Raw genomic sequence first — 14329 nt, 5'->3', positions numbered from 1 at the left:
AGGCCGGACGCGTAACTGGGAACCGATCGGCACCGTGTTGTTGAACCCGGATCGAGAGCAACAGAACGAGAAAATGGCGGCATAGTTAGACGGTTGACGCGACAACTACCTTGAAAAATGCCGGTATGCAGAAGCGTGGATCATCGGCGTACACAAACGAGTAGAGGAATTTGCCGGCGTTACGGAAGAAGGGGAGCGGGCAATCCACGCTTATACCCAGAGACATTATCCTGGTGTTCCGATCACAAAGATGAAACGCCGGAAACTCGATATGGGTGCGTACCGAGCGTACATTCAGGGCAAAAGGGATGGTGAAAGCGTCTCTCTGCACAAACCTATGGGCCGTGAAGAGCACATGCTGTTGGAATGAGGTAGTGCCCAAGAATAAGTCCCGCTCGAGCGGGATTTTTTTCGTCCGATGTTTGTCCCCTGAAAGTGGGGGTAAGCCTGTGGATAAAGTCCTGGCGTGGCGGTCTGGGAAGCCCCCCCGGCGATGCTCAAATTTTAACCAGCAGGGCGAAATTCGACATTATTCTTGACGTTCGCAATCGAGACAGAGATATTCCCCTCGGCACGCGGGTAGGTGCCTGCCGTCCACATTGGCAAAGCGAAAGCACTACCGACAAACCAACGGAACCCTTATGGGTGCTCCGGAGTGGACACAGAGCATCAGCCTTTGGAGGCTGCCGTATGCAAAACCCAATCACGCTCCGCGATATCGAAAACCTCAAAAAACTCGCCAAGCAGGCAAAGGCCCTTCACCCAGGACTGAGCCATGCGCAGCGCCTCAACCTGATGGCGCAGCATCATCTTCAGGCACGCAGCTATCACGAAGTTCGCAAGTGGATCGCTCGCTCGTTGGAGCAGCACTACGAGCGGAAGGACAGTGGCGTGGTCTACTGCAAGCTCTGCCGTTTTTCTTTCGTCCCCGGTGTAGCCGAGGACTCGACTACTCACGAGAAGCGTCACCTCAATTTTGAGGACGCTCTTTTCTCCCTCGGAGCGTTACCAGCTGCACATGCCACCCGAGAGCAAAGGAAACGCGAGGCGCATAACCTGATCCATTCCGCACCGTCCGCCGGCGAAGAATTGGCTGGAGTCGAGCAACTGGTCAACGCCTGGTATGACCGTTCGCTGGAATCCGCGATCGGCAATGGCGGCTGGAAGAAACACCCGAGCCTTGCCGAGTATGCCGCGATGATCGTTCCAACCGTTGAGGCCTGGTTGCGGCAGAGCAGGGTGTTGTACCTGTCCAAATACGGCTGCAATCGGGGCGTGATCCCAGAGGGTCAGACAACGTGGGTTCAGCCTGAAGGCTGATAGGGTTGGGTCCTTTGGGGAAGCTGCGACAATTGGCACGTTGATTGATCTCATCTTCCCCAGGACTTCCCACATGAGCCGAGACACCTACGAAGCCAACATCGCCTTCATCGACCAGACGGTAAAGCGCCTGGAGCGCAATGAGGTGAGCATCGACGAGCTGGAGACCCTTGCTCGCGAATTTGCGGATGCACGTAAGTTCTGCGCCGACCGGCTTACCCGAATCGAGAGCGTTGTTCAGGCAACCTTGGGCGCTGAAGAGGGTCAGTCCGGTGAACGCACCTGATCCGGTTGAGCAGCACCTCACTCTCAGCGCATACCTTACCCAGATCCAGAAGGCTGTCCGTGCTGCGGTACCAGACAGCAGCTGGGTTATTGCGGAACTCAGCGACTTCAAGCGCCGTCCGAACGGCCACTGCTACATGGACATCTTGGAGTCGCGTGAGGGAGCCGAGGTCGCGAAAGCACGGTGCACCATGTTTGCGAACGTCGCCGGCAAGGTACTTGGTGAGTGGCAGCAGGCAACCGGAGGCCTGCCCCAAGCAGGAATGAACGTGGGGTTTGGGGAGCAATGGAACCAAAAACCAACGTAAGCCCTACCAACGCTTTTCGGTGTCTTCTTCCCAGGCGCCCATCTCGACAAAACAGTTGCGCATGTCGGCCTCCTGGCTGATCTCGGTCAGCAGGTCATGCACGCTCTTGTCCAGCTCATCGTCGCTCCGATACGGAATGGTCAACTCATAGTGGCCGGCATCCAGCCGCTTCATGCCATAGGGCTCCAGGCAGTAGCGCTCAATGTTCTCCGTGGCCCGCTTCCGGCCGCGCACGAACTTGCTGTTATTCACCACCGCGAGGCGCAGGGTGACGGTGGCCACCCGCTCGGCGGCGGGCGGCTCTGCCGGCGACGCGGCCGAAGGCTGCTGGTCGCGTGACCTGGCGCTCTTCTGGTACGCGCCGATCTCGACACCACGGTGGCGCAGGTAGCTGTACAGCGTGCTCTTGGAGATGTGCAGCTTCTCGCCGATCGCGCTGACGCTCAGGCGACCTTCGCGGTAGAGGGTTTCGGCCGCCATGGCGGTGGCCTCAGCCTTGGCTGGCAGGCCCTTGGGACGGCCACCGATCCGGCCACGCGCCCGTGCGGCCGACAGACCCGCCTGAGTCCGCTCGCGGATCAGCTCGCGCTCGAACTCCGCCAGCGAGGCGAACAGGTTGAACACCAGGCGGCCTTGGGCGTGGGTGGTGTCGATGGGGTCATTCAGGCTCTGTAAGCCGACCTTGCGCTCTGCCAGCTCGCCGACCAACTCGACCAGGTGCTTGAGGGAACGCCCAAGGCGATCCAGCTTCCAGATCACCACGGCATCACCCGGCCGCACGTTGGCCAGCAGTTTGTCCAACTCCGGCCGGGCGCTTTTCGCGCCGCTGGCGATGTCTTGGTAGATGCGTTCGCACCCGGCCTGTTTCAGGGCATCGACTTGTAGGTCGGCTTTCTGATCCCGAGTGCTCACTCGCGCATAACCGATCTTCATCAAAAGTACTGTTTACTCGACTACGTTAGTAATAGTTGAACTTTGATTAAGCGTACCAGTTATTTGAACCGTAGCGCGGGGAGCTTAACGAACCGAGCCATTCCTCGATAGAGTTCGGCAAAACCTTCGTTTTGTCGAACCATTGCATCGCCCTTTGTGATTGGCGTATAAACACACAAACACCTATTAGCGGAGAACGCTATGAATACCATTCGCTGGAATGTCGCCGTCTCGGCCGACACCGACCAGTCGCTTCGGATGTTTCTGGCCAGCCAGGGCGGCGGCCGTAAGGGCGACCTGTCGCGCTTCATCGAAGAAGCGGTACGGGCACACATCCTGGAGCTGAGCGCTGAGCAGGCCAAGGCCGCTAACGCCCATCTGAGTGAGGCAGAATTGACCAACGCGGTTGACGAAGCGCTCGACTGGGCACGTAAGCGCTGATGCGGGTCGTGTTGGATACCAACATCCTGTTCAGCGCCCTGATCTCGCCACATGGCGCGCCCGATGCGATCTACCGTGCCTGGCGGGCGGCGCGTTTCGAGGTGGTGACCTCGCGGATGCAACTCGATGAAATTCGTCGAGCCAGCCGCTATCCCAAGCTTCAGGCCATCCTACAGCCCGCCAAGGTGGGCGCCATGATCAATAACCTGCAACGGGCTGTGGTACTGGAGCGCCTGACCATCGAGGTCGAAGCCGATGATCCGGATGACTCGTTTTTGCTGGCCATGGCCTTGGCGGGCGATGCGGACTACCTGGTAACCGGTGATCGCCGCGCCGGCCTGCTGCAACGCGGGCACATCGAACGCACGCGGATCGTCACGCCCGCCGTGTTCTGCGTCGAGGTGCTGTGATCAATGCCGGTCGGTTTTCTGACTCAAGAGCAACGCGACGGTTTTGGCCGCTATGTTGATTCGCCCAGCCGTGAAGAGCTGGAACGTTACTTCCACCTGAGCGATGAAGACCGTGAAGCCATCCAGGTGCTGCGGGGTAACCATAACCGTCTGGGTTATGCCGTTCTGCTGACCACCGTCCGCTTCGTTGGCGTTCTGCCGGACAAGCCCGCCGCCGTGCCGGTGGAAGTCCTGCAGGTGCTTTGCCGACAACTGGCGATTCCAGACCCCGACTGCCTCCAGCGCTATAGCGATCATCGCCGCTGGATACATGCCACCGATATTCAGAACCGCTTTGGCTATCGTCATTTCACCGATCCGGGCATCGGCTTTCGCTTGAGCCGCTGGCTGTATGCCCTCTGCTGGACGGGCACCGACCGGCCGGGAGTGCTGTTTGAGCGAGCCACCTCGTGGCTGTTCACACAGAAAGTCCTCCTGCCTGGTGTGTCTCAACTAGAGCGCTTTATCGCCCAGTTGCGCAGTCGGGTCGAAGAACGCCTCTGGTTTACGCTGGGCCGCAGCGTGACTGAGGAACAGCGATTGCAACTGCAAGACTTGCTGACGGTGGCCGAAGGCAACCGCAGCTCCCGGCTGGATCAATTGCGCTCCGGCCCGGTCATGGTCAGTGGCCCCGCGTTGATTCGGGCACTGCGCCGGCTCGATGACGTGCGCGGCATCGGCATCACCTTGCCGGCGGCGGCGCACATCCCTCCCAGCCGTATCGCCGCCCTGGCCCGCTTCGCCAACACGGCCAAGGTCACCGCGATTAATCGGCTGCCGGCGTCGCGGCGGATGGCGACACTGGTGGCCTTCGCACTCTGCCTGGAGGCGACTGCGCACGACGACGCACTGGAAGTCCTGGAGGCCTTGCTGCGCGACCTGTTCAGCAACGCGGAGAAGGCCGACAAGAAAGCCCGCATGCGCAGCCTGAAAGACCTGGATCGGTCGGCCGCGACGCTCGCCGCCGCGTGCAAGGTCGTGCTGGACAGCTCGATCAGCGATGACAACGTGCGCGCCCGGCTGTTCAACGACCTGCCGAGGACCACCCTGGAAAAGGCCCTGGAAGAGGTCAACGCGCTGATCCGCCCGGTAGATGACGTCTATTTTCTTGCATTGGAAGCGCGCTACCGCAGCGTGCGCCGCTTCCTGCCCGACCTGCTCAAGCACATCCGCTTCGGCTTCAGCCCGGCCGGCAAGGGCGTGGCGGCTAGTCTGGAGTGGCTGCAACTGAACCTGCCGCGCCGGAAGCCAGAGGATGACGCGCCGCAGGAGATCGTGGCCAAGGCTTGGCAGAAGCACATCACCCGCGAAGATGGCTCCCTCGACATGGGTGCCTATGTGTTCTGCACGCTCGATGCGCTGCGCACGGCCCTGCGCCGCCGCGATGTCTTCGTCTCGCCCAGTTGGCGCTATGCCGACCCGCGCCTTGGCCTGCTCGACGGTGCCGAATGGCTGGCGGCGCGACCGATCATCTGCCGGTCACTGGGCCTGACCATCGACGCCAAAACCACCCTGGACGCCTTGTCCGTCGAGCTGGATGCAACCTGGCTGGCAGTAGCCGCGCGCCTGCCCGACAACCCGGCGATTCAACTGAGCGAGAACACCGAGGGCAAGACCGAACTGTCGCTCGGGGCGCTGGACAAGCTGGACGAGCCCTGCTCGTTGCTGCAACTGCGGGCGGCCGTGTCTGACCTGATGCCGCGTGTCGATCTGCCGGAAATCCTCTTGGAAATCGCCGCCCGCACTGGCTTTTCCGAGGCCTTCACCCATGTCTCCGAACGCAATGCACGCGCCGACAACCTGGTCACCAGCCTCTGCGCGGTGCTGTTGGGCGGGGCCTGCAACACCGGCCTGGAGCCCTTGATCCGCACCGACAACCCGGCGCTGCGCCGTGACCGGCTGTCCTGGGTCAGCCAGAATTATATCCGCGACGACACCCTGTCAGCGGCTAACGCCATCCTGGTCGGAGCGCAAAGCCAACTGGAACTGGCCCAAGTCTGGGGTGGCGGCGAGGTCGCCTCCGCCGATGGCATGCGCTTCGTCGTACCGGTGCGCACCGTGCATGCCGGCCCCAATCCGAAGTATTTCGGCACCGGCCGGGGTGTCACCTGGTACAACCTGATTTCCGACCAATTCTCCGGCCTCAACGCCATCACCGTGCCCGGCACGCTGCGCGACAGCCTGGTGTTGCTGGCGGTCGTGCTGGAACAGCAGACCGAGTTGCAGCCGACGCAAATCATGACCGACACCGGGGCCTACAGCGATGTGGTGTTCGGGCTCTTCCGCCTACTTGGCTACCACTTCAGTCCGCGGCTGGCCGATGTCGGCGGTACCCGCTTCTGGCGCACGCGCCCGGACGCGGACTACGGCAAGCTCAACGGGCTGGCCCGCCAGTCGGTCAAACTCGACCTGATCGCCGAGCACTGGGACGACCTGCTGCGCCTGGCCGGCTCGCTCAAACTCGGCCGGGTGCCGGCGACTGGCATCATGCGCACGCTGCAAACGGGAGATAGACCCACCCGGCTGGCCCAGGCGCTGGCCGAATTCGGGCGGATCGAAAAGACTCTGCACACGTTGACCTATATCGACGACGAGTCCAAGCGCCGCGCCACCCTGACCCAGTTGAACCGAGGCGAAGGCCGGCACAGCCTGGCCCGCGCCGTGTTCCACGGCAAACGCGGCGAGCTCCGCCAGCGCTACCGCGAAGGCCAGGAAGACCAGCTCGGTGCTCTGGGCCTGGTGGTGAACATCATCGTGCTGTGGAACACCCTCTACATGACGGCGGCCGTGGAACGGCTCAAGCAGCACGGCTATCCAGTGCTGGAAGAGGATTTGGCCCGGCTATCGCCGCTGATCTACGAGCACATCAACATGCTCGGGCGGTATTCCTTTGCGGTACCGGAAGAAGTTGCGCGCGGCGAGCTGCGGCCACTGCGTAATCCAGACGACGACCTGTGATCCCCCTAAACGCTATGAGCAACACCCAAGCTGCTGCTGGATCGGCGGGCACTTCACCGAGCCGAACGAACAGAAAACGCAGCAATCCCCTGGGTTGGGGCGCAGCAGCGCCTTGCAGTTGCTGCACTCGTAATAGAACTGGCAGGCGTCCGTGGGCATGGTTTCCGGCTTGGCGAAGCCGCAGCGCGGGCAAGTCAGCACGGACTCAAGGACAATGGCGCTCATCGTGACCTCACTTCTGCACTGTGGAGGGGTATCCCGCGTTCGCGGTCGCCTCAGTCAGTGCCTCGGGCTGGGCCTTATCGGGATCGTAGGTGACGGTCGCCGTCTTCTGGTCGAAATTGACCTGGACGTCACTCACGCCGGACACCTTCTCCAGCGACTTCTTGACCGTGATCGGACAGAGTCCGCACGTCATGTTCTGCACGTCGAGCGTGACGGTTTTCGGGGGAGCCGCCAGCGCCACGAAGGGCAAGGCGAAAAGCACGGCGATCAGCAGTTTGCGCATGGTTAATCTCCTTCAGTAGAACAGCGGGGCGAGCCACGGCACGGCCAATAGGCCGAGCAGCAGCACGCTGACGATCCAGAACACGAGTCGCTGTCGCACGAGCGTGCGCGGATCGGCGCAGGGTGTACCTGGCGTACAAACCTGTGGCACCAGGTAGAGCTTGCGGAATGCCAATCCCAGGAACAGTAGAGTCAACCCGATGAAGAGGGGGCGTAGTGGCTCCATCATGGTCAGAGCGCCCACCCACGTACCGCCGACACCGAGTGCCAACAGCACCAGTGGCCCGACACAGCACACCGACGCACCGATGGCGGTCAGCGAACTCGCGACCAGCGAGCCTTTCCCGGTGAGTTGCATCCCCATTCCCATCTCCTGAGCCTGATTGCCTAGGTGCTATTCTAAACTCCGTACCAAAGTACGGAATCAAGGAGAAAGTGATGGCCACAGAGCTGACCATTGGCAAGCTGGCAGACGCCGCCGGGGTGAACGTCGAGACGATCCGCTACTACCAGCGACGCGGGCTGCTGGATGAACCAGCCAAACCCTTGGGTGGCCATCGGCGCTATCCGGTGGACATGGTGAAGCGACTGCGTTTCATCAAGCGGGCTCAGGCGCTGGGTTTCACGCTCTCGGAAGTCGGTGGACTGCTGACGCTGGATGAGTCGTGCGCCTGTGCCGAAACGCGAGCACGGGCTGCACGCAAGCTCGCGTTGATCGAGCAGAAGATGGCCGACTTGGTCGTCATGCAGCAACTGTTAGGCGAACTGGTGCAGCAATGTGATGCGGGAGACGGCGGAACGATCTGCCCGATCATCGAGGCACTGATCAGAGAGTAATGCCTGGCGGGTGAGCTGGAGATCGGAAAGCCCCTTTACGGTGGGATTCAGAGCTTACGTTGGTTTTTGGTTCCATTGCTCCCCAAACCCCAAAGTCACGCGCGTGATCGAAGATCTCGCCGGGCCTAATGGTCTGTGTTTCTCGCCAGATGAAAAGACCCTGTACATCGTTGAAGGTCGCGCCAAGCCGAATCGTTTGGTCTGGGCGTACGCGGTTAATGAAGACGGCACGCTGGGTAATCGCAACAAGCATATCGAGGCGACTGCGTATGGCGCGCTCGATGGCATTAAGTGCGATGAGGCCGGTAATCTCTGGTGTGGTTGGGGCAGCAATGGCTCGCCACAGGGTAAACCAGAGGAGCTTGATGGTGTGCGTGTGTTCAATGCTCAAGGCAAGGCGATTGGCCATATTTCGTTGCCGGAACGTTGCGCCAACCTATGCTTTGGCGGCGTTCAAGGTAACCGCCTGTTCATGGCCAGCAGCCATTCTATTTACTCAGTATTTGTAAACACCCGCGGCGCCACTTTTATTAAGTGAGCCACCAGCCGCAACCCAGCGGTTGCGGTTGCCCCACGCTGAACGGCTTGGCAGTACAGCGTGGCTGACTGAAATTAAGTGCGAGCCTCAACGCTCGCACTTATGTCCTGCACGCAGCGCGCGACAATGCCAGAATAGTCGCTCATGTCAGCCTGCGACCTTTGTATGAAAATCCTCAGCCTGCGCCTCAAAAATCTGAACTCACTCAAGGGCGAGTGGAAGATTGATTTCACTGCCGAGCCATTTAAAGACAACGGGTTGTTCGCGATTACCGGGCCCACCGGCGCGGGTAAAACCACGTTGCTTGATGCTATTTGCCTGGCCTTGTATCACCGCACGCCACGTATGAGTACGGTGTCTGCGGGGAGCAATGAATTGATGACGCGGCACACGGCTGAGTGCTTGGCCGAGGTTGAGTTTGAAGTTAAAGGTGTGGCGTACCGAGCGTTTTGGAGCCAGCGCCGCGCCCGCGACAAAGCTGATGGGGCACTGCAGGCGCCCAAGGTTGAGTTGGCATTGATGGCCGACGGCAAAATCGTTACTGACAAAATCAACGAAAAACTGCGTGAAACCGAGCGCCTGACCGGGCTGGATTTTGAGCGTTTCACTAAGTCGATGTTGCTCGCTCAAGGCGGCTTCGCGGCATTTCTTGAGGCCAATGCGAATCAGCGTGCAGAGTTGCTTGAAGAACTGACCGGCACTGATATTTACGGGCAAATTTCTCAGCGGGTGTTTGAGCAAACTCGTGAGGTAAAAACTGCGCTAGATCACCTGCGCGCTAAAGCTGAAGGGGTTGAGCTGTTAAGTGACGAGCAGCGTGAGCAACTTAACGCTGAGCATGCTCAAGTCAGCGTGGATGAGCAGCGTTTGGCGGCTGAGCAAAGCGGCCTGAATGCACAGACGCTGTGGCGCGATGCCAAAGCCAAGGCGCAGACGCAATTGCAGCAAGCGCAGGAGCAAGCGAGTCAGGCACAACAAGCGCTTAATCAGGCTCAGCCGCAATTGCACAAGCTGGCGGCCAGTGAGCCGGCCACACAATTGCAGCCGCTGTACCGCGAGCAACTGCGCATCAGTCATCAGTTGCAAGCCAGCCAAGCTCAAGAGCAGCAGTTGCGTGAGCAGCACATGGCTGCGCTGGAGCAAATCTGTCAGCAGGCGTGGCAAGGTCAACAAGTCAGTCAGCAAACATTGCAGGCAGAACGTGCGACTACAGAGGATTTGCAGCAGCGCGCTGATGCTGTTGCGCAGCAGCTCGTCACTCAGCCGCAGCGGGCGCAGTTAGGTGCGCATCTGGCCGCGTGGCAAGAGCAGTTCGACTCCTTGGCGGTGAGCGAGCAAGAGCAAGCCGCTGAGCGTGAGAAGCAACAACAACTGGATGACCAACTGGCTCAGCTAGCAGCTGAGTTACCCCAGCAGCAAACGGTTTTGCACGCAGCGACGACTCAGCTTAAACAAGCTGAGCTGGCGGCAAACACCGCGCGCGCGGAGTTGGATGGATTGTTTGGCGGCCATAATGACGCAGCCTTACGTGAGCAAACTCAGCAATTAACCGAGCGTGGGCGTCAGCTGGAGCGTTTGGCAATGCTGCTGACTCAGCGTCAGCAGTTTGTTGATCAGCAGGCTCAAGCGCAGGCGCAACTGATAGCTCAGCAAGCCGAGCAAGCGCAGTTAAATCAGCAGCGTGAGGCGCTGCGCAGTCAGTTTGTCGACCTTAAACAGCAGATCGCCGACAAACAAAAGCTGCTTGAGCAAGAGCAACGTATTCAACAGTTAGAACAATACCGCGCCGCCCTACAAGCCGATGAGGCCTGTCCGCTGTGTGGCTCGCATGAGCACCCGGCGATTGCCGAGTATCAAGCGCTTAACCCGTCGCAAACTGTGCAAGCCTTGCAGGCCAAACAGCTTGAGCAAGATGCGGTGCGGGCACAAGGCGAGACGCTGAACAAGCGCCTGGCTGTGGTGGAAACACAAATAGCCCAGGCTCAAGCGCAAGTTAGTGCTGCACGACAGGGGTTGGCTGAGGCGGATCAGCGCTGGCAGCAAGCCTGTGAATCGCTCGGGCAGGCAATTGCGGATGCCAGCGCATTGCAGGCCGCACAACACGACCACGAGCAGCACATGCAGCAGCAACAGTTGCGCATGAGCCAGCTCGACCAACTCAAGTTAGTCGCCCAGCAAGCCGCCGATGGGGTGATGACGGCTGAGCTTGAGCACAGTAAATGCAGCGCTCAATTGGATACGCTGACCAGTAAACAGAGCCATGTGCAACAGCGTCACCACGACAGTATTAGCCAACTGCAGTTGCTCACCAGCAAGCATGCCGAACGCTTGGAACGCCTCAGTAGCTGTTTGCAGGTGCTGGGTTTGAACATGCCTGTAGCGCCTGCCGATTGGCTGCGTGAACAACAGCAAGCATGGCAAGGCTGGCAGGCTGAACAGGCGTTAAGCCTGAGTTTGGCTACGCAGTTGCAAGCGCAAACGCATGCACTGCAACAGGCGCACGAGCACGCACAAACCTGGCAGCAGCACTGGCTTGAGCAAGCGCAAGAGCCGTTAGCGGAGTTGCCGGCGGTTGATAACCCGCATGAGCAATTACAAGCATTGCAGCGTAGTTGGCAGGCTTCGCAACAGCAGCGTGATCAGCTGTGGGGGCAACTGCAAACGGTGCAAGTGCGTATCGAGCACGAGCAGCGTGAGTTAGCCGCGCAAAATAACGACTGGCAGAACGCTTTGGCGGCTAGCCAGTTTGCCGATGAGGCGCAGTTTATGGCGGCGTTATTGGATGACGCTGAACGCGCGAGCTTGCGCGAGCTTCAGCAGCGCCTAAACAACGCAGCCACTGCCGCTCAGGCTTTGGCGCACGATTGCACGCAGCGCTTTGCTGAATTGCAGTCGGTTGAGCAGTCGAAAGTGCTGGTCGATCTGGATGATGAGGCGCTGGCGCAACAGCTTGTACAGTTGGCAACACAGTTGCGCAACCTGAGCCAGCGCCAAGGTGAGATTCGTGCACAACTGCAAGGTGATGATGCGCGGCGCCTGAGCCAACAAAGCCTGTTTGCGCAGATCCGTGCGCAACAATCCAATTACGATGCTTGGCAGCAACTCAACAGCCTGATCGGCTCGGCGGATGGCGCTAAATTTCGCAAGTTCGCCCAAGGATTAACACTCGATCACTTGGTCTACTTAGCTAATCAGCAGCTTGAACGCTTGCATGGACGCTATCAGTTGGCGCGCAAGTCTCTGGGTGAGCTGGAGCTTGAGGTGGTCGATACGTGGCAGGCGGATGTTGCGCGGGACACCAAAACCTTGTCTGGTGGTGAAAGCTTTTTAGTCAGCCTTGCGCTGGCGTTGGCTTTGTCGGATTTGGTCAGCCACAAAACCAGTATCGACTCGCTGTTCCTCGATGAAGGCTTCGGCACCCTCGACGCTGAAACACTTGAGGTGGCGCTGGATGCACTCGACAGCCTGAATGCCAGCGGCAAGATGATCGGCGTCATCAGTCATGTTGAAGCGCTCAAAGAGCGCATCCCGGTGCAGTTAAAAGTGCATAAGGCAATTGGCATGGGCTACAGCGGGCTGGATAAACGCTTCGCGGTATAGTCCTTTGCGAGGCACCTGTCTCGGCGAGTGAGATCGAGACAGATGCTTTGCAAGGATTACTGGAGGCATGCACTGGCTAGTTTGCCGTTAAGCGCTGAGTCTTCGGTACAGTTCTCGGCACATCAAGGGTTCGCCGCGATAAACATCACCACAACCTCTGCCAGCTTTTCGCCCTGATCCTCTTGCAGAAAGTGCCCGCCATTGACGATGGTGGTATGCGCTTGGCCGTGTGTGCCCGGTATCAGCTTTTGCAGCACCTTGTCGCCGCCTTTGGTGATCGGGTCTGAATCACTGAACGCGGTCAAAAAGGGTTTGTTCCACTTCATCAGTACTGCCCATGCTGCGCGGTTTTTATCGGCGGCAGGGTCGTTAGGCGTGGTGGGCACCAACAAGGGAAATTGCCGTGCACCTTCTTTGTAGCTTTCGTCAGGGAAGGGCGCGTCGTAGGCGTCTAGCACCGCTTGCGATAGCTCTGTGGTGGTGGCGCGGTTGATGATCGCTCCAGTGGGGAACTCTGGTACTTGTTGTGAGTATTGCTGCCAGCTTTTGAAGGCCTCCCCTGGGTTGTGATCACCGGTTGGGAGCATGGTGTTGGCGGCAACCACGCGAGCAAATAGGGCTGGGTTTTCTGCGACTAAACGCAAGCCAATCAAGCCGCCCCAGTCTTGGCAAACCAAGGTCACGTCACTCAGTTTTAGCTGGTCGAGCAGCGATTGCGCCCAGTCAACGTGGCGCTGATAGGTGTAGTCGGTACGTTTACTGGGTTTGTCTGAGCGACCAAAACCGATGAGGTCTGGGGCAATAACGCGATGGCCTGCAGCAACTAGTGTGGGGATCATTGTGCGGTACAAGTAGCTCCACGATGGCTCACCGTGCAGCAATAAAACCACTGCGCCAGCGGCTGGACCTTGATCCAAATAATGCATGCGTAACTCACCGCCTTCGCTGTCATCCACCATCAGGTAGTTGGGCTCGAATGCGTAGCCGGGAAGGTTTTCGAAGTGTCGATCTGGGGTGCGTAAAAAATCCATATTGTTCGCCTCGCTAAGTGTCGGTCAGCCATGGTGCGCACGCGCGCCGCCTGTGTACACGTGTTTTGACTCTGTGAATGCTGCGTTATTACGCTCAGTGAGTCTTTGGCGCGTGGGCGGCTCGCGCGTTATCGGGCTGGCAACGCGTGGCTAACTCTGGGGCTGGCTTAGCTCCAGCGTTCTTGGCGCCAGGCTTGTTGCTGTTCTGGGGTGAGGAATGTCCAAGCGACAAAACGGCTTTGTTTTTGCCCTTGAGCCATTTCAACGGTGCGTACTTCCAATGCGCCAGCTTTGTTCAGGGCACTGTAAACGCCGCCGAGGTTGCCGGCTTTGGAGATCAAACTACTGAACCAAAACACCTGTTGGGCGTGTTCAGCGCTTTCGCTGATTAAACGGCTAACAAACGCCGCCTCGCCGCCCTTGCACCAAAGCTCAGCAGCTTGGCCGCCGAAGTTGAGTACCGGCAATTTGCGTTTGGGGTCGAGCTTGCCAAGGTTACGCCATTTGCGGGTGCTGCCTTGCGTGGCTTCCTCAGCGGAGGCATGAAACGGCGGGTTGCACAGGGTGATATCAAAGCGATCTTCGGCGCGGATAACGCCCTGAAAAATATGCGTGCTGTCGTTTTGCTGGCGTAGCTCGATGGCTTCAACGAGCCCCGGATTGGCGTTGAGAATCGCACCGGCTGAGGCAATTGCGCTGCTGGCGATATCACTGCCAACGAAGTGCCAGTCGTATTCGCGATGGCCAATTAGCGGATAAATACAATTGGCGCCAACACCCACGTCTAGCGCATTCACCTGTGCGCCACGAGGAATAACCCCTGCGTTACTTTTCCCGAGCAAGTCGGCGATGTAGTGCAGGTAGTCTGCGCGGCCGGGGATCGGCGGGCATAGATAGTCGGCAGGAATGTCCCAGTGGGCAATGCCGTAGAACTGTTTGAGCAGGGCGCGGTTGAAGACTTTTAGGGGTCATGCCGAGATAAGGCAAAAATTAGGACATTCGTTCTCTAAATTATTGTATTTAAACGAATATTAGAATCCCTTCTCAGCAAAGACTGCTTCGCGCCCAATCGCTTCAGCCATCCATGGAGGAAGCTTGGATCTATGCGATTTCAAGACCTGC

14 protein-coding genes and 1 pseudogene are annotated in these 14329 nt (G+C 59.1%); 9 read left to right on the top strand and 6 right to left on the bottom strand.

What is annotated here, in order from left to right; translation table 11 throughout:
• The first annotated feature begins 690 nt into the window (after positions 1 to 690).
• From QMX98_RS16110 to QMX98_RS16100, 3 genes are all read left to right on the top strand, one after another.
• Positions 691 to 1320: a hypothetical protein gene (locus QMX98_RS16110; RefSeq protein ID WP_011078017.1), complete on the top strand. Its 630-nt coding sequence runs from the start codon at positions 691 to 693 to the stop codon at positions 1318 to 1320.
• 73 nt (positions 1321 to 1393) lie between these two features.
• Positions 1394 to 1606, top strand: coding sequence for an exodeoxyribonuclease VII small subunit (locus QMX98_RS16105; RefSeq protein ID WP_011078018.1), 213 nt, complete (start codon positions 1394 to 1396; stop codon positions 1604 to 1606).
• On the top strand, positions 1593 to 1913 hold the full coding sequence (locus tag QMX98_RS16100) for an exodeoxyribonuclease VII large subunit (RefSeq protein WP_282411052.1): 321 nt from the start codon (positions 1593 to 1595) through the stop codon (positions 1911 to 1913). The genes QMX98_RS16105 and QMX98_RS16100 overlap by 14 nt, the downstream gene beginning before the upstream one ends.
• Before the next feature lie 3 nt (positions 1914 to 1916).
• Here the strand turns inward: QMX98_RS16100 and QMX98_RS16095 are convergent, their stop codons facing one another.
• Positions 1917 to 2846 carry a recombinase family protein gene (locus QMX98_RS16095; protein WP_003150544.1) on the bottom strand — a complete coding sequence of 310 codons (930 nt, stop codon included), beginning with the start codon at positions 2844 to 2846 and terminating at the stop codon, positions 1917 to 1919.
• Positions 2847 to 3047: 201 nt separating this feature from the next.
• On the opposite strand from QMX98_RS16095, the gene QMX98_RS16090 reads away from it, so the two are divergent.
• The 3 genes from QMX98_RS16090 to QMX98_RS16080 are packed head-to-tail and all read left to right on the top strand — an operon-like array spanning position 3048 to position 6694.
• Positions 3048 to 3287: a ribbon-helix-helix domain-containing protein gene (locus QMX98_RS16090; protein ID WP_003089107.1), complete on the top strand. Its 240-nt coding sequence runs from the start codon at positions 3048 to 3050 to the stop codon at positions 3285 to 3287.
• Positions 3287 to 3697, top strand: coding sequence for a putative toxin-antitoxin system toxin component, PIN family (locus QMX98_RS16085; protein WP_003150546.1), 411 nt, complete (start codon positions 3287 to 3289; stop codon positions 3695 to 3697). The genes QMX98_RS16090 and QMX98_RS16085 overlap by 1 nt, the downstream gene beginning before the upstream one ends.
• 3 nt (positions 3698 to 3700) lie before the next feature.
• Entirely contained in the window at positions 3701 to 6694 is a 2994-nt protein-coding gene (locus QMX98_RS16080; RefSeq protein ID WP_003299771.1) for a Tn3 family transposase, read from the top strand.
• Between the two features lie 12 nt (positions 6695 to 6706).
• On the opposite strand, the gene QMX98_RS16075 is transcribed toward QMX98_RS16080, so the two are convergent.
• The 3 genes from QMX98_RS16075 to QMX98_RS16065 are packed head-to-tail and all read right to left on the bottom strand — an operon-like array spanning position 6707 to position 7565.
• Positions 6707 to 6919, bottom strand: a complete 213-nt coding sequence (locus tag QMX98_RS16075) for a GDCCVxC domain-containing (seleno)protein (RefSeq protein ID WP_003089113.1) — start codon at positions 6917 to 6919, stop codon at positions 6707 to 6709.
• A 7-nt stretch (positions 6920 to 6926) separates the two neighbouring features.
• The gene (gene merP, locus QMX98_RS16070; RefSeq protein WP_003150552.1) at positions 6927 to 7202 is read right to left on the bottom strand and encodes a mercury resistance system periplasmic binding protein MerP; all 276 of its coding nucleotides are present in this window, start codon (positions 7200 to 7202) and stop codon (positions 6927 to 6929) included.
• Between the two features lie 12 nt (positions 7203 to 7214).
• Positions 7215 to 7565, bottom strand: a complete 351-nt coding sequence (locus QMX98_RS16065; RefSeq protein WP_003089115.1) for a mercuric transporter MerT family protein — start codon at positions 7563 to 7565, stop codon at positions 7215 to 7217.
• Between the two features lie 74 nt (positions 7566 to 7639).
• On the opposite strand from QMX98_RS16065, the gene merR reads away from it, so the two are divergent.
• The 3 genes from merR (at position 7640) to QMX98_RS16050 (ending at position 12176) form a co-directional block, all read left to right on the top strand.
• Entirely contained in the window at positions 7640 to 8038 is a 399-nt protein-coding gene (gene merR, locus QMX98_RS16060; RefSeq protein ID WP_003089120.1) for an Hg(II)-responsive transcriptional regulator, read from the top strand.
• A gap of 40 nt (positions 8039 to 8078) precedes the next feature.
• The gene (locus QMX98_RS16055) at positions 8079 to 8576 is read left to right on the top strand and encodes an SMP-30/gluconolactonase/LRE family protein (RefSeq protein WP_256578015.1); all 498 of its coding nucleotides are present in this window, start codon (positions 8079 to 8081) and stop codon (positions 8574 to 8576) included.
• 165 nt (positions 8577 to 8741) lie between these two features.
• The gene (locus QMX98_RS16050) at positions 8742 to 12176 is read left to right on the top strand and encodes an SbcC/MukB-like Walker B domain-containing protein (RefSeq protein ID WP_077749512.1); all 3435 of its coding nucleotides are present in this window, start codon (positions 8742 to 8744) and stop codon (positions 12174 to 12176) included.
• A 122-nt stretch (positions 12177 to 12298) separates the two neighbouring features.
• Here the strand turns inward: QMX98_RS16050 and QMX98_RS16045 are convergent, their stop codons facing one another.
• Positions 12299 to 13207, bottom strand: coding sequence for a haloalkane dehalogenase (locus QMX98_RS16045; protein ID WP_045735840.1), 909 nt, complete (start codon positions 13205 to 13207; stop codon positions 12299 to 12301).
• 167 nt (positions 13208 to 13374) lie between these two features.
• Positions 13375 to 14172 (bottom strand): annotated as a pseudogene (rlmF, locus tag QMX98_RS16040) (23S rRNA (adenine(1618)-N(6))-methyltransferase RlmF); the annotation flags it as partial.
• Between the last annotated feature and the right edge of the window lie 157 nt (positions 14173 to 14329).

It is taken from the genome of Pseudomonas sp. PS02303 (assembly GCF_029959925.1).
GTDB classification, from domain to species: Bacteria; Pseudomonadota; Gammaproteobacteria; order Pseudomonadales; family Pseudomonadaceae; genus Aquipseudomonas; species Aquipseudomonas mandelii.
This window is presented reverse-complemented; position numbering and strand designations above follow the sequence as displayed.